Origin of the sequence: Mumia zhuanghuii (genome assembly GCF_042681565.1) — a bacterium.
Taxonomy (GTDB): Bacteria; Actinomycetota; Actinomycetes; order Propionibacteriales; family Nocardioidaceae; genus Mumia.
Genome location: NZ_JBHUFT010000008.1, coordinates 1,229,143 through 1,250,452, shown reverse-complemented (window position 1 = coordinate 1,250,452; position 21,310 = coordinate 1,229,143). Strand labels below are relative to the sequence as shown.

The 21,310-nt window shown below is 71.5% G+C and carries 25 protein-coding genes and 1 riboswitch; of the genes, 4 read left to right on the top strand and 21 right to left on the bottom strand.

Going from position 1 to position 21,310, the window contains the following annotated elements:
* Positions 1 to 29 precede the first annotated feature (29 nt).
* The 9 genes from argJ to infC form a co-directional block, all read right to left on the bottom strand.
* A complete protein-coding gene (argJ, locus tag ACFSDF_RS14445; protein WP_167009127.1) occupies positions 30 to 1,181 on the bottom strand; it encodes a bifunctional glutamate N-acetyltransferase/amino-acid acetyltransferase ArgJ in 1,152 nt (383 codons plus the stop codon).
* Complete coding sequence (gene argC / locus ACFSDF_RS14440; RefSeq protein WP_167009124.1) at positions 1,178 to 2,209, bottom strand: N-acetyl-gamma-glutamyl-phosphate reductase; 1,032 nt, start codon at positions 2,207 to 2,209, stop codon at positions 1,178 to 1,180. The genes argJ and argC overlap by 4 nt, the downstream gene beginning before the upstream one ends.
* A 135-nt stretch (positions 2,210 to 2,344) precedes the next feature.
* The gene (gene pheT / locus ACFSDF_RS14435; RefSeq protein WP_167009121.1) at positions 2,345 to 4,840 is read right to left on the bottom strand and encodes a phenylalanine--tRNA ligase subunit beta; all 2,496 of its coding nucleotides are present in this window, start codon (positions 4,838 to 4,840) and stop codon (positions 2,345 to 2,347) included.
* Entirely contained in the window at positions 4,840 to 5,943 is a 1,104-nt protein-coding gene (gene pheS / locus ACFSDF_RS14430) for a phenylalanine--tRNA ligase subunit alpha (protein WP_167009118.1), read from the bottom strand. Before pheS ends, pheT begins: the two co-directional genes overlap by 1 nt.
* 71 nt (positions 5,944 to 6,014) lie before the next feature.
* Positions 6,015 to 7,064 carry a sensor histidine kinase gene (locus ACFSDF_RS14425; RefSeq protein WP_243843142.1) on the bottom strand — a complete coding sequence of 350 codons (1,050 nt, stop codon included), beginning with the start codon at positions 7,062 to 7,064 and terminating at the stop codon, positions 6,015 to 6,017.
* A gap of 10 nt (positions 7,065 to 7,074) precedes the next feature.
* Entirely contained in the window at positions 7,075 to 7,902 is an 828-nt protein-coding gene (locus ACFSDF_RS14420; RefSeq protein WP_167009113.1) for a TrmH family RNA methyltransferase, read from the bottom strand.
* Positions 7,903 to 7,933: 31 nt separating this feature from the next.
* Entirely contained in the window at positions 7,934 to 8,329 is a 396-nt protein-coding gene (gene rplT / locus ACFSDF_RS14415; RefSeq protein ID WP_167009110.1) for a 50S ribosomal protein L20, read from the bottom strand.
* Between the two features lie 56 nt (positions 8,330 to 8,385).
* Positions 8,386 to 8,583, bottom strand: a complete 198-nt coding sequence (locus tag ACFSDF_RS14410) for a large ribosomal subunit protein bL35 (protein ID WP_167009107.1) — start codon at positions 8,581 to 8,583, stop codon at positions 8,386 to 8,388.
* A gap of 1 nt (position 8,584) precedes the next feature.
* Positions 8,585 to 9,316 carry a translation initiation factor IF-3 gene (infC, locus tag ACFSDF_RS14405; protein WP_167009103.1) on the bottom strand — a complete coding sequence of 244 codons (732 nt, stop codon included), beginning with the start codon at positions 9,314 to 9,316 and terminating at the stop codon, positions 8,585 to 8,587.
* 243 nt (positions 9,317 to 9,559) lie between these two features.
* Between infC and ACFSDF_RS14400 the strand changes: the two genes are divergently transcribed.
* Entirely contained in the window at positions 9,560 to 9,940 is a 381-nt protein-coding gene (locus tag ACFSDF_RS14400; RefSeq protein WP_167009100.1) for a GNAT family N-acetyltransferase, read from the top strand.
* A 47-nt stretch (positions 9,941 to 9,987) separates the two neighbouring features.
* Positions 9,988 to 10,299, top strand: coding sequence for a DUF4333 domain-containing protein (locus tag ACFSDF_RS14395; RefSeq protein ID WP_167009097.1), 312 nt, complete (start codon positions 9,988 to 9,990; stop codon positions 10,297 to 10,299).
* A gap of 32 nt (positions 10,300 to 10,331) precedes the next feature.
* On the opposite strand, the gene ACFSDF_RS14390 is transcribed toward ACFSDF_RS14395, so the two are convergent.
* The gene (locus ACFSDF_RS14390; RefSeq protein WP_167009094.1) at positions 10,332 to 10,805 is read right to left on the bottom strand and encodes an SseB family protein; all 474 of its coding nucleotides are present in this window, start codon (positions 10,803 to 10,805) and stop codon (positions 10,332 to 10,334) included.
* A gap of 75 nt (positions 10,806 to 10,880) precedes the next feature.
* Between ACFSDF_RS14390 and ACFSDF_RS14385 the strand changes: the two genes are divergently transcribed.
* Positions 10,881 to 11,345 (top strand): cellulose synthase, encoded by a 465-nt coding sequence (locus tag ACFSDF_RS14385; RefSeq protein WP_167009091.1) that lies wholly within the window; start codon positions 10,881 to 10,883, stop codon positions 11,343 to 11,345.
* A gap of 4 nt (positions 11,346 to 11,349) precedes the next feature.
* Here the strand turns inward: ACFSDF_RS14385 and ACFSDF_RS14380 are convergent, their stop codons facing one another.
* The 9 genes from ACFSDF_RS14380 to rpe all read right to left on the bottom strand — a co-directional run bounded on the left by ACFSDF_RS14380 (position 11,350) and on the right by rpe (position 18,117).
* Entirely contained in the window at positions 11,350 to 11,811 is a 462-nt protein-coding gene (locus tag ACFSDF_RS14380) for a PH domain-containing protein (RefSeq protein WP_167009088.1), read from the bottom strand.
* Positions 11,808 to 12,653 (bottom strand): ATP phosphoribosyltransferase, encoded by an 846-nt coding sequence (gene hisG / locus ACFSDF_RS14375; protein ID WP_167009085.1) that lies wholly within the window; start codon positions 12,651 to 12,653, stop codon positions 11,808 to 11,810. The genes ACFSDF_RS14380 and hisG overlap by 4 nt, the downstream gene beginning before the upstream one ends.
* Before the next feature lie 103 nt (positions 12,654 to 12,756).
* Positions 12,757 to 13,020 (bottom strand): phosphoribosyl-ATP diphosphatase, encoded by a 264-nt coding sequence (locus tag ACFSDF_RS14370; RefSeq protein WP_167009082.1) that lies wholly within the window; start codon positions 13,018 to 13,020, stop codon positions 12,757 to 12,759.
* Positions 13,021 to 13,026: 6 nt separating this feature from the next.
* Positions 13,027 to 13,500 carry a 6,7-dimethyl-8-ribityllumazine synthase gene (gene ribH / locus ACFSDF_RS14365; RefSeq protein WP_167009068.1) on the bottom strand — a complete coding sequence of 158 codons (474 nt, stop codon included), beginning with the start codon at positions 13,498 to 13,500 and terminating at the stop codon, positions 13,027 to 13,029.
* A 13-nt stretch (positions 13,501 to 13,513) separates the two neighbouring features.
* Complete coding sequence (locus ACFSDF_RS14360) at positions 13,514 to 14,806, bottom strand: bifunctional 3,4-dihydroxy-2-butanone-4-phosphate synthase/GTP cyclohydrolase II (protein ID WP_167009066.1); 1,293 nt, start codon at positions 14,804 to 14,806, stop codon at positions 13,514 to 13,516.
* Complete coding sequence (gene pnuC, locus ACFSDF_RS14355; RefSeq protein WP_167009062.1) at positions 14,803 to 15,501, bottom strand: nicotinamide riboside transporter PnuC; 699 nt, start codon at positions 15,499 to 15,501, stop codon at positions 14,803 to 14,805. The genes ACFSDF_RS14360 and pnuC overlap by 4 nt, the downstream gene beginning before the upstream one ends.
* The gene (locus ACFSDF_RS14350) at positions 15,498 to 16,106 is read right to left on the bottom strand and encodes a riboflavin synthase (protein WP_167009059.1); all 609 of its coding nucleotides are present in this window, start codon (positions 16,104 to 16,106) and stop codon (positions 15,498 to 15,500) included. Before ACFSDF_RS14350 ends, pnuC begins: the two co-directional genes overlap by 4 nt.
* Positions 16,106 to 17,110, bottom strand: coding sequence for a bifunctional diaminohydroxyphosphoribosylaminopyrimidine deaminase/5-amino-6-(5-phosphoribosylamino)uracil reductase RibD (ribD, locus tag ACFSDF_RS14345; RefSeq protein ID WP_167009389.1), 1,005 nt, complete (start codon positions 17,108 to 17,110; stop codon positions 16,106 to 16,108). The genes ACFSDF_RS14350 and ribD overlap by 1 nt, the downstream gene beginning before the upstream one ends.
* 123 nt (positions 17,111 to 17,233) lie before the next feature.
* Positions 17,234 to 17,362: riboswitch (FMN riboswitch) on the bottom strand.
* Between the two features lie 83 nt (positions 17,363 to 17,445).
* Positions 17,446 to 18,117 carry a ribulose-phosphate 3-epimerase gene (gene rpe, locus ACFSDF_RS14340; RefSeq protein ID WP_167009056.1) on the bottom strand — a complete coding sequence of 224 codons (672 nt, stop codon included), beginning with the start codon at positions 18,115 to 18,117 and terminating at the stop codon, positions 17,446 to 17,448.
* Between the two features lie 38 nt (positions 18,118 to 18,155).
* On the opposite strand from rpe, the gene ACFSDF_RS14335 reads away from it, so the two are divergent.
* Positions 18,156 to 18,890 (top strand): SDR family NAD(P)-dependent oxidoreductase, encoded by a 735-nt coding sequence (locus tag ACFSDF_RS14335; protein ID WP_167009053.1) that lies wholly within the window; start codon positions 18,156 to 18,158, stop codon positions 18,888 to 18,890.
* A gap of 76 nt (positions 18,891 to 18,966) precedes the next feature.
* Here the strand turns inward: ACFSDF_RS14335 and ACFSDF_RS14330 are convergent, their stop codons facing one another.
* Positions 18,967 to 20,361, bottom strand: a complete 1,395-nt coding sequence (locus ACFSDF_RS14330) for an RsmB/NOP family class I SAM-dependent RNA methyltransferase (RefSeq protein ID WP_377157974.1) — start codon at positions 20,359 to 20,361, stop codon at positions 18,967 to 18,969.
* Positions 20,345 to 21,271 (bottom strand): methionyl-tRNA formyltransferase, encoded by a 927-nt coding sequence (fmt, locus tag ACFSDF_RS14325; protein ID WP_167009049.1) that lies wholly within the window; start codon positions 21,269 to 21,271, stop codon positions 20,345 to 20,347. Before fmt ends, ACFSDF_RS14330 begins: the two co-directional genes overlap by 17 nt.
* Positions 21,272 to 21,310 lie beyond the last annotated feature (39 nt).

Below are 21,310 nucleotides of genomic sequence, written 5' to 3'. Positions count from 1 at the left end.
CTCGTGCACGGCGTCGATCTCGGTGCCGGTCACGAGCTGTACGCCGAGTTCTCGTGGACGTACGCCTGCGTGAGGTCGTTGGTCCAGATGGTCGCGGACGCGTCGCCCGTCTTGAGGTCGATCGTGACCGTGACGGCGCGCGGCTCGAGATCGACGAGGTCGCGTGGCTCCCCCGGCCCGGACTGCTTGCAGACCCACACGCCGTTGATCGCGACGTCGAGGTCCGCGGGGTCGAAGGCGGCCCGCGTGGTGCCGACCGAGGCGAGGATCCGGCCCCAGTTGGGGTCGCGCCCGTAGATCGCGGTCTTGAACAGCGCGCTGCGCGACACCGCGCGTCCGACCTCGAGCGCCTCAGCCTCGGACGCGGCGCCGCGCACGTCGATCGCGATGTCGTGGTCGGCGCCCTCGGCGTCGGAGAGCAGCTGGAGCGCGAGGTCGCGGCAGAGGTCCTCGAGCTGCTTGGCGAACTCGGCCGTGTCGGGCTCCACGCCTGACGCGCCGCTGGCCATGAGGAGGACCGTGTCGTTTGTCGACTGGCAGCCGTCGGAGTCGAGCCGGTCGAAGCTGTACGTGGTGGCGTGGCGCAGGACGGTGTCGCACTGCTCCGGCGTCAGCACCGCGTCGGTCGTGAGCACCACGATCATCGTGGCCAAGGACGGCGCGAGCATCCCCGCGCCCTTGGCCATCGCGCCGATCGTGTAGCCCGCGCCCTCGAGGACCGCCTGCTTGGGCCTGCTGTCGGTGGTCATGATCGCGCGTGCCGCGTCCGGCCCCCCGTCGGCGTCGAGCCCGACCACTGCCGCGCGGACGCCGGCGAGGAGGCTCTCGCGGTCGTTGAGCAGGCCGATCAGACCGGTCGAGGCGACCTGGACCTCGATCGGCGCGACACCGAGAAGATCGGCGGCGAGCTCGGCGGTGTGGTGCGTGGTCGCGAAGCCTTCGGGGCCGGTGTAGCAGTTGGCGCCGCCGGAGTTGACGACGATCGCCCGGGCGGTGCCGGTCTTGATCGCCTGCTCGCTCCACAGCACCGGGTTGGCCTTGCAGCGGTTGGAGGTGAAGACGGCGGCTGCGCTGGACAGCGGGCCGTCGTTCAGGACGACGGCGACGTCCGGCTCGCCGCCGGACTTGAGTCCGGCCGGGACGCCGGCGGCCCTGAAGCCCTGGGGTGCGGTCACGCTCACGGGGCGACTCCGATCGTGCTCAGTCCGGTGGTCTCGGGGAGGCCGAGGGCGAGGTTCATCGACTGGACGGCGCCGCCCGCCGTGCCCTTGGCCAGGTTGTCCATCGCGCCGATCGCGACCAGCCGCCCGGCCCGCTCGTCGACGGTCACCTGGAGGTGGACCATCGTGGCGCCGAGCACGGCCTGGGTCTGCGGCCACTGCCCTTCGGGCAGGACCCGGACGAACGGCTCGTCCGCGTAGGCCTTCTCGTACGAGGCCCGCACGTCGGCGACGCTCACGCCGTCGACGACCGGCGCCGACACGACGGCGAGGATGCCGCGTGCCATCGGCGCGAGCACGGGGGTGAAGGACACCCGCGGCTCGGTGGCACCGCAGGCGCGAAGGTTCTGCTCGATCTCCGGCGTGTGGCGGTGCACGCCACCCACGCCGTACGTGCTGGCCTGGCCCATCACCTCGGAGGCAAGGAAGGCCGGCTTGAGGCTCTTGCCGGCGCCCGAGGTGCCGGTCGGCGCGACGACGTTGACGTCGGGCCCCACGAGACCGTCGAGGACCGCAGGCATGATCGTGAGGGTCGAGACCGTCGGGAAGCAGCCCGGCACGGCGATCCGCGCGGCACCAGCGAGACGCTCGCGCTGGCCGGGGAGCTCGGGAAGCCCGTACGGCCAGGTGCCAGCGTGCTCACCACCGTAGAACGCCGTCCAGTCGTCGCTGCTCTGGAGGCGGAAGTCCGCGCCGCAGTCGATGACGAGCACATCCGGACCGAGGGAGGCGGCGACCGCGGCCGACGCGCCGTGCGGGAGCGCCAGGAAGACCACGTCGTGGCCCGCGAGGTGGTCGGCATCGGTCGGGTCGAGGACGCGCTCGGCGAGCGGCGTCAGGTGCGGGTGGTGCTCCCCCAGGGTGCTCCCCGCGCTCGACGCGGCGGTGAGCGCCCCGAGACGGACGTCCGGGTGCGGCAGCAGCGTCCGCAGGAGCTCCCCGCCGACGTAGCCGCTCGCGCCCGCGATGGCGACCGAGATCGAAGTCATATGCACATTCTTGCAGAGCCCTGCAAGAATGTGCAATCGGGTATCCGGACCCGGTGTGAGATGACCGGCATTCCGGGCTCGTGGGACCCCGCCGTGCCCCGGCACCGACTCAGGGACGGGCGTGGGGTGACAGCCTCAGGTGCGCTGGAGGGCGCCGGTCAGCTCGGCGGCACGCGCGACGGCAGCGTCGCGGACCTCGGCCGTCTCGGCCTCGGTCAGGGTGCGGTCGGGCGCGCGCATCCGCAGCGCGAAGGCCAGCGACTTGTGCCCCGCGGGCACCTGCTCGCCTGTGTAGACGTCGAACAGCCGTACGGACTCGATCACGTCGCCACCGCCCTCGAGGAGCGCCGCAGCGACGTCCGCGCTGGCGACGGACGACTCGACGACGAGCGCCACGTCCTCCTTGGCGACCGGATAGGTCGAGAACGACGGTCGGGGACCGAGCACGGGCGCCGCGGCGATCACCGCGTCGAGGTCGATCTCGGCGGCGACCGTACGGGCGGGGACGCCGTACGACCGACACACGCGCGGGTGAAGCTCACCTGCGTAGCCGACGACCTCGCCACCGAGGGAGAGCACCGCCGTACGGCCGGGGTGCCACGGCGCTGGGATCTCGCCGGCCGCCACGTGGACCGGCACGTGCACGGCCTCACCCACCCGGCGGACCGCCTCGATCGCGTCGCCCCACTGGACACGACGACCGTCACCCCACCAGCCGGCACGCTCGCGGCGCCCGGTGGCCACGAGCACGAGGTGCTGCGGCTGCTCGGGAAGAGCGGCGTCGAACGCCTCGTACTCCTCGTCGCTCGGCGCGCGATCGACCCCGTAGACCGGCGCCTCGGGCGCCTCGGGCTTCGGGAGGAACACGCGGCCGGACTCGAAGATCGCCACGTCGTCGTGTCCACGCCCGACGTTGAGGGCGAGCGCCTTCATGGCGCCGGTCATGAGCGTGGTCGTCAGGCCCGGCTCCTCCGCCGACAGCGGATTCTCGAGGAGCACCTGATCGCGGCGTGCGTCGTCCAGCGGGAGGCCGAGCTTGTCGAAGTCGGCCGGCCCTGCGAACGGGAACGTCTTGACCTCGACGTAGCCGGCACCGGCCATCACCTGACCGACGCGGCGGCGCAACCGCTGCTCTGGCGTCAGGCCACGCCCCGCGGGAGCGTGCGGCAGGAGCGACGGCACCTTGTCGTAGCCGACGTAGCGCAGTACCTCCTCGACCATGTCGTACGGATCGGTGAGGTCGGGGCGCCAGGTCGGCGGGACGACCGTCAGCGTGCCGCCGTCGTGCTCGACCACGCAGCCGTTGGCCGTCAGCGCCGCCACCGCCGTCTCGGGCGCGATGTCGACACCGGAGATGCGCGCCGGCAGGTCGTCGGCGAGCGACACCTGAGGCTGCGCGGGCGGGCGGCCGACGACCGTGGCGCCGGGCTCGATGACGGCTCCGCCGAGGGTGACCAGGAGGTCGGCGACGCGCTGCGCCGCGTACGGCGGGAGCGCCGTGTCGACGCCGCGCTCGAACCGGCGTGACGCCTCGCTCGAGAGCTTCTGCAGGCGTGCCGTCCGGGCGATCGTCGGCGCGTCGAAGTGCGCGGCCTCGATGACGATGTCGGTCGTCGTCGGGCTCAGCTCGGTCGTCTGGCCGCCCATCACCCCGGCGAGGCCGATCGGCCCCGACTCGTCGGTGATGAGAAGGTCCTCGGGCGTCACGTCGCGGACGACGTCGTCGAGAGTCGTGACCTTCTCCCCTGGACGTCCGCGCCGCACCGTGATCGGTCCGCGCAGCGCGTTGCGGTCGTAGCCGTGGATCGGCTGCCCGAGCTCGAGCATCACGTAGTTGGTGACGTCGACGGCCAGCGAGATCGGGCGCATGCCCATCAGCTCGAGGCGGCGCGCCATCCAGCGCGGCGTCGGCGCCGACGGGTCGAACCCGGTGACCGTGCGGGTCACGAAGACGGGGCATGCGAGCGCGTCCTCGACCACGACGGGGTAGTCGTCGGAGCCGTCGGAGGTCAGCGCGACGTCGGCCGGGTCGAAGTAGGGCACGCCGTAGCCGATCGCGGCGTCACGTGCGACGCCGCGCATCGACAACGCGTATGCACGGTCAGGGTTGACCTCGAGGTCGAGCACGTCGTCGCGCAGGCCCAGCAGCGCGATCGCGTCGTCGCCGACCTCGGCGGAGTTGGCCGGCAGGACGATGATGCCATCGGGATCGCCTGTCGTGCCCAGCTCGGCGCCGGAGCAGATCATCCCGTCGGAGACGTGCCCGTACGTCTTGCGCGAGCTGATCGGGAACGGTCCGGGCAGGACGGCACCGGGCAGCGCGACCACGACGAGGTCGCCGGGTCCGAAGTTGTGCGCGCCGCACACGATGCCGCGCGGCTCATCGCCGTCGGCGTTGTGCTCAGTGCCGACGTCGACCGCGCACCAGTTGATGGTCTTGCCGTTCTTCTGCGGCTCGGGCTCGGCCGACAGCACACGACCGACGACGATCGGTCCGGACAGCTCGGCACCGACGGAGTCGATCTCCTCGAGCTTGAGGTCGAGCATGGTCAGACGGTCCGCAAGCTCGGCCGTCGTGAGGTCGGCGGGCAGGTCGACGTAGTCGCGCAGCCACGACACGGGGACGCGCATCAGATCTCCACTCCGAACGGCTCGGTGAACCGGATGTCACCGTCGAACAGGTCACGCAAGTCGGCGATGTCGTACCTGCCCGTAATCGTGCGGTCCAGGCCGATGCCGAAGGCGAAGCCCGAGTAGCGCTCGGGGTCGACGCCGTTGGCGATCAGGACACGCGGGTTGACGACACCGCAGCCCCCCCACTCGACCCAGCCCTCGCCACGGCACGTGCGGCAGTCGGCGACCTCGGCCGGATCGTTGTGGCAGACGTAGCAGAGCAGGTCCATCTCGGCGCTCGGCTCGGTGAACGGGAAGTACGACGGGCGGAACCGCGTCGTCATGCCCTCGCCGTAGATCGCCTGCGCGAAATGGTCGAGGGTGCCCTTGAGATGAGCCATCGAGAGACCCTCGTCGATCGCGAGCCCCTCGACCTGGTGGAAGACCGGTGAGTGCGTGGCGTCGAGCTCGTCGGTCCGGAAGACACGCCCGGGCGCGATGATGTAGATCGGCGGCTTGCGGGTGAGCATCGTGCGTGCCTGCACCGGCGACGTGTGCGTGCGAAGCACCATCGCGGCCTTCTCGGGAGCGACCCAGAAGGTGTCCTGCATCGTGCGTGCCGGGTGGTCCGGGCCCAGGTTGAGCGCGTCGAAGTTGAGCCACTCGGCCTCGGCCTCGGGACCTTCGGCGACCTCCCAGCCCATCGCGACGAAGATGTCGGCGACCTTTTCCTGGACCGTCGTGAGCGGGTGACGCGCCCCGACCGGCTCGCGATCGGTCGGCAACGTCACGTCGACACGCTCGTCGGCGAGCATCCGCGCCTCAGCCTCGACCTCGAGCACCGCCGTACGGTCGGCGATCGCGGCGGAGACGGCCTTGCGGGCCTGTCCGACGCGCATCCCGGCATCCTTGCGGGCCTGCGGCGGGAGCGCTCCGATCTCGCGGTTGGCCAGAGCGAGCGGGGAGCGGTCACCGGTGTGCTCGATCCTCACCTGCTTGAGCGCGTCGAGGGAGTCCGCAGCGGCGATCGCGGCCAGGGCGGCGTCGCGCATCGCCTCGACCTCGTCGGCGTGCAGCGGCGAGACCTCGACCGGGTCGTAGTCGCTGTTGGGTCCGGACATGGTCACCTTTCTTCGGGCGCGCGGCGGCTGCAGCCGAGCACTGATCCAGTCTAGGGAGGTTGTCGAACGGGTTAGGGCTGCGGTACGTCGCGGAGCACCTCGGGCACGTTCTCCGGGAACCACACACCGACGCAGGCGCCACCGCGGTCGCCGTCGCACACCTCGATCTCGCCACCGTGCGCGTCGACGACCCCCTTGACGACGTACAGGCCGAGCCCGGTCCCGCCACGGTCGCCCGAGCGCCAGAACCTCGTGAAGACCCGCGTGCGGATCTCCTCGGGGATCCCCGGGCCGAAGTCGAACACCTCGAGGGCCACACCGTCGGGGAACCGTGTCGGGCGGCGCACGACGACGTCACGCACCCCCATCCCGTGCCGCTGGGCGTTCTCGACGAGGTTGGTGACGACCTGGGCGAAACGGTCCGCATCCACCCAGACCCGCGGCAGGCCCTCCTCGGCGGTGACGTCGAGCTTGAGCCCGGTGCCGGCCGAGACGTTGTTGAGCACGCGGCGGGTGGCCTCGGCGAGGTCGAGCGGCTCGGGACGCAGGGTGAGCCGGCCGGAGTCGATGCGCGCGGCGTCGAGCAGGTCGGTGATGAGGCGCGAGAGCCGGTCGGCATCGGAGTCGACCGTCTCGAGCATGAGCTGGCGCTGCTCGTCGGAGAAGCGGTCCCAGTTGTTGAGCAGGGTCGCGGTGAACCCCTTGACACCCGTGAGCGGTGAGCGCAGCTCGTGCGCGACGGTCGCCACGAGGTCGGAGCGGGCACGGTCACGGTGAGCGCGCGCCTTGGCGGTGCGCAGCGACACCACGAGCTTCTTGACCGGCTGGCGGGGCGCCTCCCGCACGAGGCTCGCCGTGACGAGCAGCTCGACGCCGTCCGAGGTGTGCCAGCTGCCCTCCGACAGCCGGGTCCGGGTCGAGAGCCCGTCGTACGGGCGAAGGCACGTGAACCACGAGTTGCCGGCGAGGTCGTCGAGCGGCAGCGCTGCCTCGATGTGGAGGCCGATGAGCTCGTCGGGTCGCCGGCGCAGAATCCGTGACGCCGCACGGTTGACCCGGGTGACGAGGCCGTCGGCATCGGCGATGACGATCCCGTCGGGGAGGAGGTCCACGTCGATCACGGCGCGCTCCTCAGGCTCGTCTGTCATGGGCGACGCGGGCGGAGGCGTACAGGCAGACGGCCGCGGCGGTGGCAAGGTTGAGGCTCTCGGCACGCCCGTAGATCGGGACGGCGACGACCGTGTCGGCGAGGGCTCGGGTCGCGGCAGCCAGTCCCCAGGCCTCGTTGCCGAAGAGCCAGGCGGTCGGGCCGTCGAGGAGCCCCGTGCGTTCGGCCTCCGGCAGGTCAACGTCGGCGTCACCGTCGGCGGCCAGGACGCGCAGTCCGGCGCGCTGGAGTGCGGCGACGGCTCCGGCCGTGTCGCGCTCGACGACCACGTCGAGATGGAAGAGGCTGCCCACGCTGGCGCGGACAGCCTTGGGGTTGTACGGGTCGACGGAGTCGCCGAGGAGCACCACGGCGTCCGCGCCCGCGGCGTCCGCGCAGCGGATCACCGTGCCGGCGTTGCCCGGGTCGCGCACGTCGGCGCAGACGGCGACGAGCCGTGGCTCGCGCGCGAGCGCCGCGTCGAGCGCGACGTCGAGGTAGCCGCACACGGCGACGACGCCCTGCGGGGAGACGGTCTCGCTGATCGCGTCGACGACCTCGTCGTCGACGACGTGCCAGCGCGCTCCGCCGGCCTCGACCAGGTCGGGGTAGCGCGCCGTCACGGCCGCCGTGGCGTACACGTCGTGGACCAGGCCAGGACGCTCACCGCCGGCGGCGAGCGCCTCGCGGACCGCCTGCGGACCCTCCGCAAGGAAGGCCCGCTCTTTCTCCCGGAAACGCCGCGTGGCGAGCCTCCGGGCAGCCTTCACCCGCCCGGTACGGGGGGTGAGGACGTGCTCGGGACTCGCCACGTGTGCGGAGCTCAGTCGGGCAGGCAGCCGATCAGGCCGCGGCGTCCGACGCCTTCGGCTTGTTGACGTCGGCCGGAAGGCTCGCCTTCGCGGACTCGACCAGCGCCGCGAACGCGTTCGGGTCGGAGATGGCGAGGTCGGCAAGGATCTTGCGGTCGACCTCGACACCGGCCAGACGCAGGCCCTGGATGAAGCGGTTGTACGTCAGGTCGTGCTGACGCACCGCCGCGTTGATGCGGGTGATCCAGAGACGACGGAAGTCGCCCTTCTTGGCCCGGCGGTCACGGTAGCTGTAGACCAGCGAGTGAGTGACCTGCTCCTTGGCCTTGCGGTAGAGACGCGAGCGCTGTCCGCGGTAGCCGGATGCGCGCTCCAGCGTCTCGCGACGCTTCTTCGCTGCGTTGACGGAACGCTTGACGCGTGCCATGGGTTACTCCTCGTTCGGTGTGTCTCGGGTGCGGCGTACGGCGTGGAGGTGACGGCTCAGAGGCCGAGCATCCTCTTCACGCGGGGAACGTCAGCCTTGGCGATCGGCTGGTCGCCGCTCTCGAGGCGCGTGCGCGCGGTGTTCTGCTTCTGCATCATGTGCGTACGGCGACGGCCGTGCTTGTGCACGAGCTTGCCGGTGCCGGTCACCTTGACGCGCTTCTTCATGCCCGAGTTGCGCTTCATCTTCGGCATCTCATGCCTCCATGTCAGGGTCGATGTTCTCCGAGCGCTTGCGCGGCTTCTTGGCCGCGACCTGCTCGACTGAGTCGCGCTGAGCCTTTTCGTAGGCGGCGTCAGCGGCGTGCTCAGCTGCCCGCTCAGCAGCCTTCGCCTCCTTGGCTTCCTTGGCCTCCACGCGCGCTTCGGACTTCTTCTTGTGCGGGGCCACGACCATCGTCATGTTGCGGCCGTCCTGGCGTGGCGACGCCTCGATGAAGCCGAGCTCCTCGATGTCTGCCGCGAGACGCTGGAGGAGCCTGAAGCCGAGCTCGGGGCGGCTCTGCTCACGACCACGGAACATGATCGTGATCTTGACCTTGTCGCCCTGCCGGAGGAACCGCTCGACGTGACCCTTCTTGGTGTCGTAGTCGTGCTGGTCGATCTTCGGACGCAGCTTCATCTCTTTGATGATCGTGTTCGTCTGGTTGCGCCGAGACTCACGGGCCTTCTGGGCAGCCTCGTACTTGAACTTGCCGTAGTCCATGAGTCGGCAGACCGGCGGACGGGCTGTCGGGGCAACCTCGACGAGGTCGAGGTCGGACTCCTGAGCCAGCCGCAGCGCATCCTCGAGTCGGACGATGCCGACCTGCTCGCCGTTAGGACCGACGAGACGGACCTCGTTGGCGCGGATGCGGTCGTTGACGCGAAGCTCTGTGGTGATGGGTCCTCCTGGGTTCGTACCGGATGGTCGTCGTGCGACGACCACCTACGAACAAAAAATGGCCTTCGCTTCGAAGCGAAGGCCACCAGGATCCGTGCCTTGCGACACGCCCGCCGCGTGACGACCCCGGAGGGTGCCTCACGGCCAGGGACCCGACGATCACAAGATCGCCCAGGTGGGAGTGGACTCCACTTCGAGGGTCAACCGTAGCAGACGTCCGTACGGGACCGAAATCGCCCAGCAACGTCCTTGATCCCGCCCGGTAACCCGCGCCCGCGACGCTGGTCCATGCTCCACCGCGTCCGCACCACGATCAAGGACAGGCCCGGCGTTCTCGCGAGCCTCGCTCGCTCGTGTGGTGAGGGCGGGATCAACATCCTGAGCCTTCACGTCTTCCCCTCGCACGACGGGGTGACCGACGAGGAGACGCCCGGTACGCAGGAGCTCGGGGTGATCGTCGAGGACGCGTGGCAGCGACGCGGTGTCGGCACCGCGCTCGTACGCCGTGGGGCGCGTCGGGCCCGCGAGTGCGGAGCCGACGAGGTCGTCCTCGTCACGCAGCCGGGCAACGACGCGATCCTCCGTACGATCGGGAGCGCCGGGTTCCTCGCCCGGATCACCCGTGCCGACGCCACGGTCCGGATCACGGTCGACGTCACGCTTTGTTAGGCTGCCCGGCGTCCCGACCCCGACCGGGACCCAACCGAGGAGCAGCCTTGAGCATCTCCGTACGAGCGGCGGTGGGGTGCTGCGCGGCACTCACGCTCCTGACCGCCTGCGGCAGCGATCCGATCGACACCGATGAGGTCGAGCAACAGATCAAGGCCGGTTACGAGCGCCAGATTGCGGGCGCGACCGTCGACTCCGTGACCTGCCCGAAGAACCTCAAGCGTGAGCCGGGTGTCACCGCGACGTGCCGTCTCACCTTGTCCACCGGCGTCTCAGGGAAGGTCGACATCGCTGTCCGCGAGGACAAGAAGATCGAGTGGAAGGTCGCGCGGGCTCTGCGCAAGCCCGCAGACGACTGAGCGCCGCCACCCGGCGCCGGCCGTACGGGCACCTAGGCCGCGGTCGTCCAGGCCCAGCTGCCGCCGACAGCGACGAGCTCGTCGCCGGCCGCGAGGTGACGGAGGTCGTCAGTCTCGACCACTACGCGTACGGGTCCTGCGAGGTCGAGCAGCAGCGCCGTCGCCCCGTCACCCAGGGCGGCGCTCGCTGCCTCGCGCGCCCACACCGGGACGGGGCGCGCGTCGGGTCGCCAGCGCTGGAGGGTCTCGAGCGCGCTGAACGCCAGCAGCGCCTGCCGGCCGTCGGCGCCGGTCATCATCACCGTCGCCATGTCGGCCTCCTTGTCGGAGCCGACGGCGCTCTCACCGCGTACGGCCACGACGGGGACGAGCACACGGGCGCTGCCCAGCGCCACCAGGACGGGGGCAAGCGCGTGGTCGCCGTCGTACGCCGTCAGCGCGTGTGCGAGCGCGGGGTAGACCGCGCCGTCGTCACCGGGGAAGGCGGGTTCTGCCAGGGATGCCACGGCTCCACGCTAACCGGTGGTCGTGGTGCCCTTCGCCGGAGGTCCGGAGGTGCGGTGATGGGGCAGACTGGAGGCATGAGCACCGACACGATCGCCTGGCTCCCCTGGGCCGCCCTCCTGTCCGCCGGTGCCGGCTTCTTCGCCTGGCGGGCGTGGAGAGCAGGTGACCGGGCGGCGGCCGTACGCCGGGCCGGTTGGGCGCTGGTCCCGTGGGCGCTGTGGCTCGTCGGTGCGCTGCGGCTCGTCGTCAGGATCGGCTCGGCCGTCGCGGACTGGGCTGCCGGGTTCGTCTTCCGCCCGAGCGTGTGGCTCGGCATCGGCATCGCGGTCGTCGCGGTCCTCCTCATCGCGATCGGCTCGCGCATGCGCGACAAGGCGCCCGGCGCCGGCTCCGGCAGGCTCGGTGCGCGCTCCGGCCCCGCCCAGGTCGAGCAGGGGCCGTCGCGCAAGGCCGCCGCCAAGGGCCGCCCCGCGAAGGCCGGCAAGGACGACGACCTCGCCGAGATCGAGGACATCCTGCGCCGTCACGGCATCGAGTAGGCGCTCAGCTCTCGCCGTCGGCCTGGACGATGCGCTCGCGGAGGTACCAGACGGCATCGCGTGCCTTCGGACCGTCCGACGACGGGATCCCGAGCATCATGATGCGGCGGTCGTCACGGGTGGCGACTGATGGCCAGGGCGCACCCTGCGCGTACGCGATGTCGAGCACGTCCGTCCATGCGAGGTGGTGCGTCCGGTAGCCGTTGCGCACGTGCAGGCCGTCGTCGTCGGCGATCACCCGGCTGCGCCCGATGCCCCACAGCACGGCATCCGCGAACAGCAGGAAGAGCACGAGCGTGCCCGTCTGCAGACCGGTGAACCCTGCCCGGACCTCGGCCGGGAGCGTCAGCGCGACGGCGAAGAAGAGCACCCACAGGCACACGCCTGCGACGATCCCGACGATCCGCGGGCCGACGGGCTTGAACACCCGCCGCCCGTCGACCGGAGCGCCGTCCTTCGCGCTCACAGCCGGCACGCCAGGATGTCGGTGACGAGGGTGCCGCGCGCTCCGAGGGCCCACAGCTCGTCCATGACCTTCTGGGCGGCGTCGCGCGGCACCATCGACCGGACCGCGACCCACCCCTCGCGATGAAGGGGCGAGACCGTCGGCGACTCGATGCCGGGTGTCAGCGCGACGGCCGCCTCGACCTGCTCGACGCGGATGTCGTAGTCCATCATCACGTAGCTGCGCGCCACGAGGACACCACGAAGACGACGCTCGAAGACGTCGAGCCCGGGCGACGCGGGCCGGTCCTCGGGCCGGATGACCACCGCTTCCGAGGCGAGGATCGGGCCTCCGACGATCTCAAGGCCGGCCTGCCGCAGGGTGGACCCGGTCTCGACGACGTCGGCGATCACGTCGGCGACGCCGAGGCGTACGGATGACTCGACGGCACCGTCGAGACGGACGACCTTGGCGTCGATGCCACGCTCGGCCAGCCAGGCCCGGACGACTCCCGGGTAGGAGGTGGCGACCGTACGGCCGGCGATCGCCTCGACGTCGGGCAGCGAACCGACCGGAGCGGCGAAGTGGAAGCTCGAGGCGCCGAACCCCAGCGAGACCATCTCCTCGGCGGCGGCGCCGGAGTCGAGCAGGAGGTCACGGCCGGTGATCCCGACGTCGAGGGTGCCCTCCCCCACATAGATCGCGATGTCGCGCGGGCGGAGGTAGAAGAACTCGACGTCGTTGTCGGCGTCGACGGTGACGAGGTCGCGGGTGCTGCGGCGCTGGCGGTATCCCGCCTCGGCGAGCATCTGCGCAGCGGACTCCGCGAGCGAGCCCTTGTTGGGTACGGCGACTTTCAGCATGACGGTCTTCCCGGTCGGTTCTGGTGCCCACCGAGCGGGGTGGCCCGGCGGTCGGCTGGAGGCGGAGGCACGGGCAGGCAGGACGGAGGCGTTTGCCTGACCGTCACAGATGCGCGTACACGTCGTCCAGCGTCAGTCCCTTGGCCAGCATCATCACCTGGACGTGGTAGAGCAGCTGGCTGAGCTCCTCGGCCGCGCGCTCGCGCGACTCGTGCTCCGCCGCCATCCAGGACTCCGCGGCCTCCTCGACCAGCTTCTTGCCGATCGCGTGCACGCCGCCGTCGAGCTCGGCGACCGTGCGCGAGCCCTCGGGGCGGTCGGCCGCCTTGCTGCTGAGCTCGGCGAAGAGCGTGTCGAAGGTCTTCATCGCGCCCTAGCGTACCGAGGCCAGCACGCGCGCCGTCGCGACGGCTGCCTGTGCGGCCTCCCGGCCCTTGTCCTCGCGGCTGTCGGCCAGCCCGGCACGGTCCAGCGCCTGCGCCTCGTCGTCGCACGTCAGGAGCCCGAACCCGACCGGGACACCCGTGTCGAGCGCGACCTTCGCGAGCCCGTCGGTCGCCGCCTGGCAGACGTACTCGAAGTGAGGCGTGCCACCGCGGATGACGACCCCGAGGGCGATCACAGCGTCGTAGCCGGCGCGCGCGTACGCCGCGACGACCGGCGCGAGCTCGAACGCGCCCGGTACGCGGACCAGCGTCGGTTCCGACGTGCCCATCTCGGCCAGCGCCTTCGTGGCGCCGGCGACGAGGCCGTCCATCACGACCGTGTGCCACGACGACGCGACGATCGCGACCCTCAGGCCGCTCCCGTCGGTGCTCGCCAGGTCGGGGGATCCTGCTCCGCTCATCGTGCTGCCTTCCTCATCGGGCCGTCTCCTCGTCCATGTCGACCACCGTGTTCTCGATCGCGACCAGGTCGGGCAGGTGGTGCCCCATCCGCTCGGCCTTGGTCTGCAGGTAGCGCAGGTTGTCCTCGGTCGGCGTGATGGAGAGCGGGACACGCTCGGACACCGCGATGCCGTACTGCGCCATCGCGGCGACCTTGTCAGGGTTGTTGGTCAGCATCCGGACCGACGTGACCCCGAGGTCACGCAGGATCTGGGCGCCGTCGGCGTAGTGGCGAGCGTCGACCGGCAGGCCGAGCGCCAGGTTGGCGTCGACCGTGTCCTGCCCGGCGTCCTGCAGCCCGTACGCGGCAAGCTTGGCGAGGAGCCCGATCCCCCGCCCCTCGTGGCCGCGCAGATAGACGATGACACCGGACCCGTGCTCGGTCACGGCCGCCATCGACGCCTGGAGCTGCGGGCCGCAGTCGCAGCGCTGCGAGCCGAGGACGTCGCCGGTGAGGCATTCGGAGTGCACGCGGACGAGGACGTCGGAGCCGTCACCGAGGTCTCCGAGCACGAGCGCGACCTGCTCGTTGTCGTCGACGACGTTGCGGTAGCCGTACGCGGTGAACGTGCCGAACTCCGTCGGCAGCCGCGTCTCGACCGCACGCTCCATCTGCGTCTCGTGGCGGCGGCGGTAGGTGATGAGGTCCTCGATCGAGATCATCGCGAGACCGTGCTCGTCGGCGAACTCACGCAGGCGCGGCGCCCGCATCAGGCTGCCGTCGTCGTTGATCAGCTCACCGATCACTCCCGCCGGGGTCAGGCCCGCCAGGCGTGTCAGGTCGACCGCGGCCTCGGTGTGGCCGGGCCGGGCCAGCACGCCGCCGGGCTTCGCGCGCAGCGGCAGGATGTGGCCGGGCTGGATGAGCTCGAACGGCTCGGTCGCCGAGTCTGCCAGGACCCGTACGGTCTTGGCGCGGTCGGCGGCGGAGATGCCCGTCGTCACGCCGTCACGGGCGTCGACGGAGATCGTGTACGCCGTCTTGAGCCGGTCTCGGTTGTGCGGCGTCATGAGCGCGATGCCGAGCCGGTCGAGGATCTCCCCCGTCACCGGCGCACACACGTACCCGCTGGAGTAGCGGACCATGAGCCCCATCAGGGCCGGCGTCGCCTTGCTCGCGGCGAAGATCAGGTCGCCCTCGTTCTCACGGCCGGGGTCGTCGACCACGACCACCGCCTTGCCCGCGCGGATGTCGTCGATCGCACGCTCCACCGGATCGAGCCGGACCGCGTCCAGCTCCTCGTACGCCTCTGTCGTCGCGTTCATGCGCCCACCGCCTTGCTCGTCGGTTGATCCACCTGCGGAGCCTCGTCGCGCGCGGCACGCAGCCACACCACCAGGCCCCAGACGACGAAGCCCGCGTAGACCGCGTACAGCACCGCCGACGGGTAGTACTCGAAGTACAGGAGCTCGGGGATGCCGACGAGGTCGACGGCGATCCACACGAGCCAGAAGTCGACCCACCCGCGCGCCATCGCGAAGGTCGCGAGGATGGAGCCGACGAAGATCCAGGCATCTGCCAGGTAGTACCAGCGGGGGGCCGGCCAGCCCGCGCCGACCTGGGTGAACAGCCACGTGCAGAAGACGATCGCGATCGCGGCCGCGCTCAGCAGCACGAGGCGCTCGCGCCCGGTCGCCCATCGCGGGACGATCGCCGGGGCGCCCTCGCCCGTACGGGTCTGGCGCCAGCGGTACCAGCCGTACACGGCGACCGCCACGAAGAAGACCTGCCGCGCCGCCTGCCCGAACAGCGGGGCGCCGTGCCCGCCGAGCGCGGTGCCGAGGAAGACGGTGAAGAGCAGGACGTTGCCGACGATCCCGACCGGCCATGCCCACACGCGGCGCCGCATCCCGCCGACGGCCGAGGCGAGCCCGAAGAGGTTGCCGATGATCTCGCGCCACGCGATCGGGTGGCCGCCGATCGTGAGGTGCGCGTCGTACAGCGTGGTGAGGAGACTCATCGCGCCTCGCCTGGTCCGTCGCTCGCGAGCATCTTCTCGACGTACTTCGCGAGCACGTCGACCTCGAGGTTGACCGGGTCGCCGGGCTGCTTGGTGCCGAGCGTCGTCGCTGCGAGGGTGGTCGGGATCAGCGACACGGTGAACGCATCGTCGCCGACGTCGACGACCGTCAGTGACGTGCCGTCGACGGTGATCGAGCCCTTGGGGACGAGGTAGCGGCCGAGCATGGCCGGGAAGCCGATCTCGACGACCTCCCAGTGCTCGCTCGGCGTCCGCGATCGGATGGTGCCGGTGGCGTCGACGTGGCCCTGGACGATGTGGCCGCCGAAGCGCCCGGTCGCCGGCATCGCCCGCTCGAGGTTGACCGGGTCGCCGACGCGGAGGGTGCCGAGCGAGGTCTTGTCGAGCGACTCGCGCATCACGTCGACGGTGAAGGCGTCCCCGTCGCTCTCGGTGACGGTGAGGCAGCAGCCGTTGACGGCGATCGAGTCGCCGTGCGCGGCATCGGAGACCACCAACGGGCCCCGTACGGTCAGCCTGATCGCGTCGGCCTGCTCCTCGATGGCGGCGATCTCGCCGAGCTCCTCGACGATTCCGGTGAACATCAGGCGCCTTCCTTTCGTACGAGGGCGGTCATCCGCAGGTCGGGTCCGAGCTGCGTGACGTCGGTGAGGTCGAGACGGACGGTGTCGGCGATCGTCTCGATGCCGGAGCCGTTCAGTGCGGGGGTGCCGGCGCCGAGCAGGGCCGGCGCCACGTAGGCGACGACCTCGTCGATCCGGTCGGCGCCCAGGAACGCGCCCGCCAGCCGCGGGCCGCCCTCGAGCCACACGTGACGGATCTCGCGCGCGGCCAGGGTGGCGAGCGCCGCGTCGACGTCGCGCGTGGCCAGGTGCAGGAACGGCGCCTCGGCATCACGGACGCGCGCGTCCTCGGGCACCTCCCGCTCCCCCATCGCGACACGCGTCAGCTGGCGCTCGTACGGCAGCGGGGCGTCCTCGTCGTCGCGCAGCGTCAGCCGCGGATCGTCAGCGGTCACGGTGCCGGTGCCGACGAGGATCGCGTCGCACCTCGCCCGCAGGCGCTGGACGTCGAGGCGGGCGTCGGGGCCGGTGATCCACTGGCTGGTGCCGTCGGCGGCGGCGCTGCGCCCGTCGAGCGTGGCCGCCAGCTTCCAGGTGACGTACGGGCGTCCCGTCCGTACGGCATGGGTCCACGCGACGTTGAGCGCCTCGGCCTCAGTGGCGAGGAGCCCGGACTCGACCTCGATGCCGGCGGAGCGCAGACGGTCGGCGCCTCCGGCCGCGGCGGGGTTGGGATCGTCCTGCGCATAGACGACACGGGCGACGCCGGCGAGGATCAGCGCCTCCGAGCACGGCCCCGTACGGCCGGTGTGGTGGCACGGCTCCAGGGTGACGACGGCGGTCGCGCCACGTGCGGCGTCGCCCGCACGGCTCAGTGCGTCGACCTCCGCGTGCGGCGTGCCGGCGCCACGGTGGGCGCCGACCGCAAGGACGGAGCCGTCCGGCGCGAGGAGGACGCAGCCGACGCGCGGGTTCGGAAGGGCGTTCTCGGTCGCCTCGCGGGCAGCATCGAGCGCCCGGCGCATCGCCGCCTGCTCGTGGTGATCGGCCACCGTTCCGCCCTCTCGTCGTGATGACGTGGGCTCCGGGGCAACGAGAAGGACACCTCGTCCCGTCCGGACCCGTGAAGGCCCGACGACACGAGGGTTTGCGCGATCCTCCCATCCGGACTTTCACCGTCGGTCCCGGAGTTCCACCAGGTCAACCAGTCACCCGAAGGCTTCTGGGTCGCGGACTGTCACCGCCGGCTCGGAATTGCACCGACCCCGGAGCACGCAATGCTCTCCGTCCCAGTGTACGAGAGGGGCACCGGAGCCCGCATCACCCTGACGAACGGTGAGACGTACGCCACTCTCCTGGCTCAGGCGTGGCGGTGGGTCGCGCTCGCGGCCTGCTCGCGGAGCTGGTCCACCATTGCTGCGGGGTCGTCGGCGCCGAAGACCGCAGATCCGGCCACGAAGGTGTCCGCACCGGCCTCGGCGCAGCGCTCGATCGTGGCGGCCGAGACGCCTCCGTCGACCTGCAGCCAGATGTCGCCGCCGTGCTTGTCGAGCATCGCGCGGGTCCGCCGGATCTTGGGAAGCATGATGTCGAGGAACGACTGGCCACCGAACCCCGGCTCCACCGTCATCAGCAGCACCATGTCGAGCTCAGGGAGGAGGTCCTCGTACGGCTCGATCGGCGTCGCCGGCTTGAGCGCCATCGACGCGCGGGCGCCGAGCGTCCGCAGCTCGTGGGCGAGTCGAACGGGAGCACCTGCGGCCTCGATGTGGAACGTCACGCTGCGCGCGCCGGCCTCGGCGTACGACGGGGCCCACCGGTCCGGGTCCTCGATCATCAGGTGCGCGTCGATGGGGGTGTCGGTGACCTTGCCGATCGCCTCGAGCACGGGCAGCCCGAGCGTGAGGTTGGGGACGAAGTGGTTGTCCATCACGTCGACGTGCAGCCAGTCGGCGTTGTCGATGCGCTTCACTTCACGCTCGAGGTTGGCGAAGTCCGCGGACAGGATGCTCGGGGAGATGCGCAGGCCCATGCCGCCCAGGCTAACCGCCGCCGTCCTAGGGTGGACGCGTGAGTCCCCGAGGCGTCGCCGTCGTGACCGGGGCCTCCCGCGGCCTCGGCGCCGCCATCGCCCTGCGGCTCGCGGCCGACGGATGGGCTGTGGCAGTCAACTACCGCCAGGGTCGAGACGCCGCCGAGGCGGTCGTCGCGGACATTCGCGCATCCAGCGGCACTGCCGAGGCGTTCGCCGCCGACGTCGTCGACGAGGACGGGGTTGCCGACCTGTTCCGCAGCGTCGAGGACGCGCTCGGTCCGGTGACCGCCGTCGTCGCGAACGCGACCGGCCCGCAGCCCTCGGCCGGTGTCGGGGAGCTCACCTGGAGAGGGCACCTCGACCAGCTCGAGTTCTTCGTCAAGAGCCCCACGCTGCTCGTCCAGGCAGCCCTCCCGAGCATGCGCGCCGCGGGTGGCGGGCGGGTCGTCCTGATCGGGTCCGACATGACCGCGCGGGCGCTGCCCCGGGCGTCGGCGTACGTCGCGGCGAAGTATGCCCAGGTCGGACTCACAAAGGTGTGGGCGAAGGAGCTCGGGCCCGACGGCGTCACCGTCAACCTCGTCCAGCCGGGCTGGATCCCGGTCGAGCGCCATGCCGGCCTCGACACGGCGGACTACGCCGCCGAGGTCCCGCTCAGGCGGATGGGAACGCCGCAGGACGTCGCCGGCATGGTGGCCTACCTGTGCTCCGACGCCGGCGCCTTCGTCACCGGGCAGCAGATCACCGTCAATGGCGGCCACGTGATCTGAGTCGGTGCCGCGGCGTCCACCGCACGCCCTGAGGTGGACGCCAGGTCACCGACGCAAGGCAGGTCACTCGCGGGCGTCAGGCGGTGCGGCGCAGGGCTGCGACGAACATCGCGTCAGTCCCGTGCAGGTGCGGCCAGAGCTGCACGTACGGGGCGGAGCGGTCGAGGTACGGCACCTCCGGAAGCACGGAGGTCACGTCGACCAGCTCGACGTCGTCGCGCGCCCCGAGCATCGCCTCGACCACGCCACGCGTCTCGGCGAGGTGCGGCGAGCACGTCGCGTACGTGACCACGCCGCCCACACGGACCAGATCCAGCGCATGCGCCAGCAGGTCCCGTTGGAGCGGCACGAGACCCACGAGGTCCGAGGGCTGACGCCGCCACCGCGCCTCGGGGCGGCGACGCAGCGCGCCGAGCCCCGTGCACGGCGCGTCCACGACGACCCGGTCGTACGGCGCGTCCGCTTCCAGCGTCCGCCCGTCGTGGACGACGACCTCGGTGTTGTCGAGCAGCCGCACGGCCGAGCGGACGAGCTCGGCGCGGTGCGGGGTGACCTCGTTGGCGACCAGCTCCGCACCACGGGCGGCGCCGAGCGCACCAAGCAACGCCGCCTTGCCGCCAGGCCCCGCGCACAGGTCGAGCCATCGCGCGTCCGGCCCGGCGACCGGCACCGCAGCGGCAGCGATCGCGACCAGCTGCGACCCCTCGTCCTGCACGCCGATCCGTCCCTCACGGACACCTTCGATCGCACCGGGGTCACCGCCCTCGAGGCGGAACGCGTACGGCGACCACTCCCCCGGCGATCCCGACAGGCCTGCGAGGTCGTCGGCGTCGGCAAGTCCCGGCCGGGCGACCAACGTGACCTGCGGTGCCGCGTTGTCGGCCTCCAGGAGTGCGGCCAGCTCGCCCTCGGCTGCCGGTGCGCCGACCGCGTCGCGCAACGCCTCCACGATCCACCGCGGATGCGCGTGGACGACGGCGAGATGCCCGACGGGGTCGTCCTCATACGACGGCGCCACCCGCTCGAGCCAGGTCGGGAGGTCGGAGGCCGCGACCTTGCGGAGCACCGCGTTGACGAACGACGCCGGTCGGTGCCCGATCACGGCACGCGTCAGGTCGACGCTGGTCGAGACCGCCGCGTGACTCGGCACCCGCATCGCGAGGATCTGGTGCGTGCCGAGGCGGAGGACATCGCGTACGGGCGCGTCGATGCCCTTCGGTGCGAGCGTGTCGAGCACCGCGTCGTACGTGCGCGACCGGCGGATCGTCCCGTGGGTGAGCTCGGTGGTGAAGGCGGCGTCGCGGCCGGCGATGCCGTTCTCCCGCAGCAGCGCGGGAAGGAGCAGGTTGACGTAGGCATCCTGCTCCTCGACCGCGCGCATCACCTCCCACGCGACCTTGCGGGTGGGGTCGACGCGCTGCCGCAGCTGCGGGCGGTCCGGGCGCGAGCGGCGGTCAGCCAAGACGCACACCCGCCTCCGGGCGGACGCCACGCGCCCAAGCGGCCGCGTCCATTGCCTTCTTGCCGTGCGGCTGGACGTCGCCGAGGATCACGTCCGACGTCCCCGTCCCGACACGCACCTCAGACTTGGTCACCGCGAGCTCACCGGGCGCCAGCGTCGAAGGGCCCTCGGCGACCGAGAGCGGGCCGACCTTCAGGCGCTCGCCCTCGTACGTCGTCCAGGCGCCAGGGGCAGGGGTGCACCCGCGGATACGGCGGTCGACGCCGAACGCGGGCACGGTCCAGTCGATCCGCGCGTCGTCGGTGGTGAGCTTCGGCGCGTACGAGAGGCCCTCCTCCGGCTGCGGGCGAGCCTCGATGTCGCCGAGCGCCAGGTGGTCGACGACGTCGGTGAGGAGGCCCGCTCCAAGGTCGGCGAGCCGGGTCAGCAGCGTGCCTGCGGTGTCCTCGGGTCGGATGCGCTCGGTGAACAGCCCGTACACGGGCCCGGCATCGAGCTCGGGCACCAACGAGAACACCGACGCGCCCGTGACCTCGTCGCCGGCGATCAACGCGTGCTGCACGGGAGCAGCGCCGCGCCACGCCGGCAGCACGGAGAAGTGCAGGTTGATCCACCCGAGCCGTGGGATGGCCAGCACGTCGGCGGGGACCAACCCCCCGTACGCGACGACCGGGGCACAGTCAGGGGCGATCTCACGCAGGCGCGCGACGAAGTCGGGGTCGCTCGGCTTCGGCGGTCGCAGCACCTCGATGCCGAGGTCGAGCGCGCGTTCGGCGACCGGTGACGGACGCAGGGTCCGTCCCCGGCCGGCACGGGCGTCGGGGCGCGTCACGACGGCCACGACCTCGTGGTCACTGGCGACGAGCGCGTCGAGGGAGGGCAGGGCGACCTCGGGGGTGCCGGCGAACACGAGTCTCACGCACCCAGCCTAGGGGGCGCGGTCACGCGGAATCGGGTC

Bases quoted from the DNA above. Each gene is read 5' to 3' on its own strand.
- argC (WP_167009124.1), bottom strand. From the start codon at position 2,209: ATGACTTCGATCTCGGTCGCCATCGCGGGCGCGAGCGGCTACGTCGGC.
- pheT (WP_167009121.1), bottom strand. From the start codon at position 4,840: ATGCGCGTCCCCGTGTCGTGGCTGCGCGACTACGTCGACCTGCCCGCC.
- pheS (WP_167009118.1), bottom strand. From the start codon at position 5,943: ATGTCCGGACCCAACAGCGACTACGACCCGGTCGAGGTCTCGCCGCTG.
- rplT (WP_167009110.1), bottom strand. From the start codon at position 8,329: ATGGCACGCGTCAAGCGTTCCGTCAACGCAGCGAAGAAGCGTCGCGAG.
- ACFSDF_RS14410 (WP_167009107.1), bottom strand. From the start codon at position 8,583: ATGCCGAAGATGAAGCGCAACTCGGGCATGAAGAAGCGCGTCAAGGTG.
- ACFSDF_RS14400 (WP_167009100.1), top strand. From the start codon at position 9,560: ATGCTCCACCGCGTCCGCACCACGATCAAGGACAGGCCCGGCGTTCTC.
- ACFSDF_RS14385 (WP_167009091.1), top strand. From the start codon at position 10,881: ATGAGCACCGACACGATCGCCTGGCTCCCCTGGGCCGCCCTCCTGTCC.
- hisG (WP_167009085.1), bottom strand. From the start codon at position 12,653: ATGCTGAAAGTCGCCGTACCCAACAAGGGCTCGCTCGCGGAGTCCGCT.
- ACFSDF_RS14370 (WP_167009082.1), bottom strand. From the start codon at position 13,020: ATGAAGACCTTCGACACGCTCTTCGCCGAGCTCAGCAGCAAGGCGGCC.
- ribH (WP_167009068.1), bottom strand. From the start codon at position 13,500: ATGAGCGGAGCAGGATCCCCCGACCTGGCGAGCACCGACGGGAGCGGC.
- ACFSDF_RS14360 (WP_167009066.1), bottom strand. From the start codon at position 14,806: ATGAACGCGACGACAGAGGCGTACGAGGAGCTGGACGCGGTCCGGCTC.
- pnuC (WP_167009062.1), bottom strand. From the start codon at position 15,501: ATGAGTCTCCTCACCACGCTGTACGACGCGCACCTCACGATCGGCGGC.
- ACFSDF_RS14350 (WP_167009059.1), bottom strand. From the start codon at position 16,106: ATGTTCACCGGAATCGTCGAGGAGCTCGGCGAGATCGCCGCCATCGAG.
- ribD (WP_167009389.1), bottom strand. From the start codon at position 17,110: ATGCGCCGGGCGCTCGATGCTGCCCGCGAGGCGACCGAGAACGCCCTT.
- rpe (WP_167009056.1), bottom strand. From the start codon at position 18,117: ATGGGCCTGCGCATCTCCCCGAGCATCCTGTCCGCGGACTTCGCCAAC.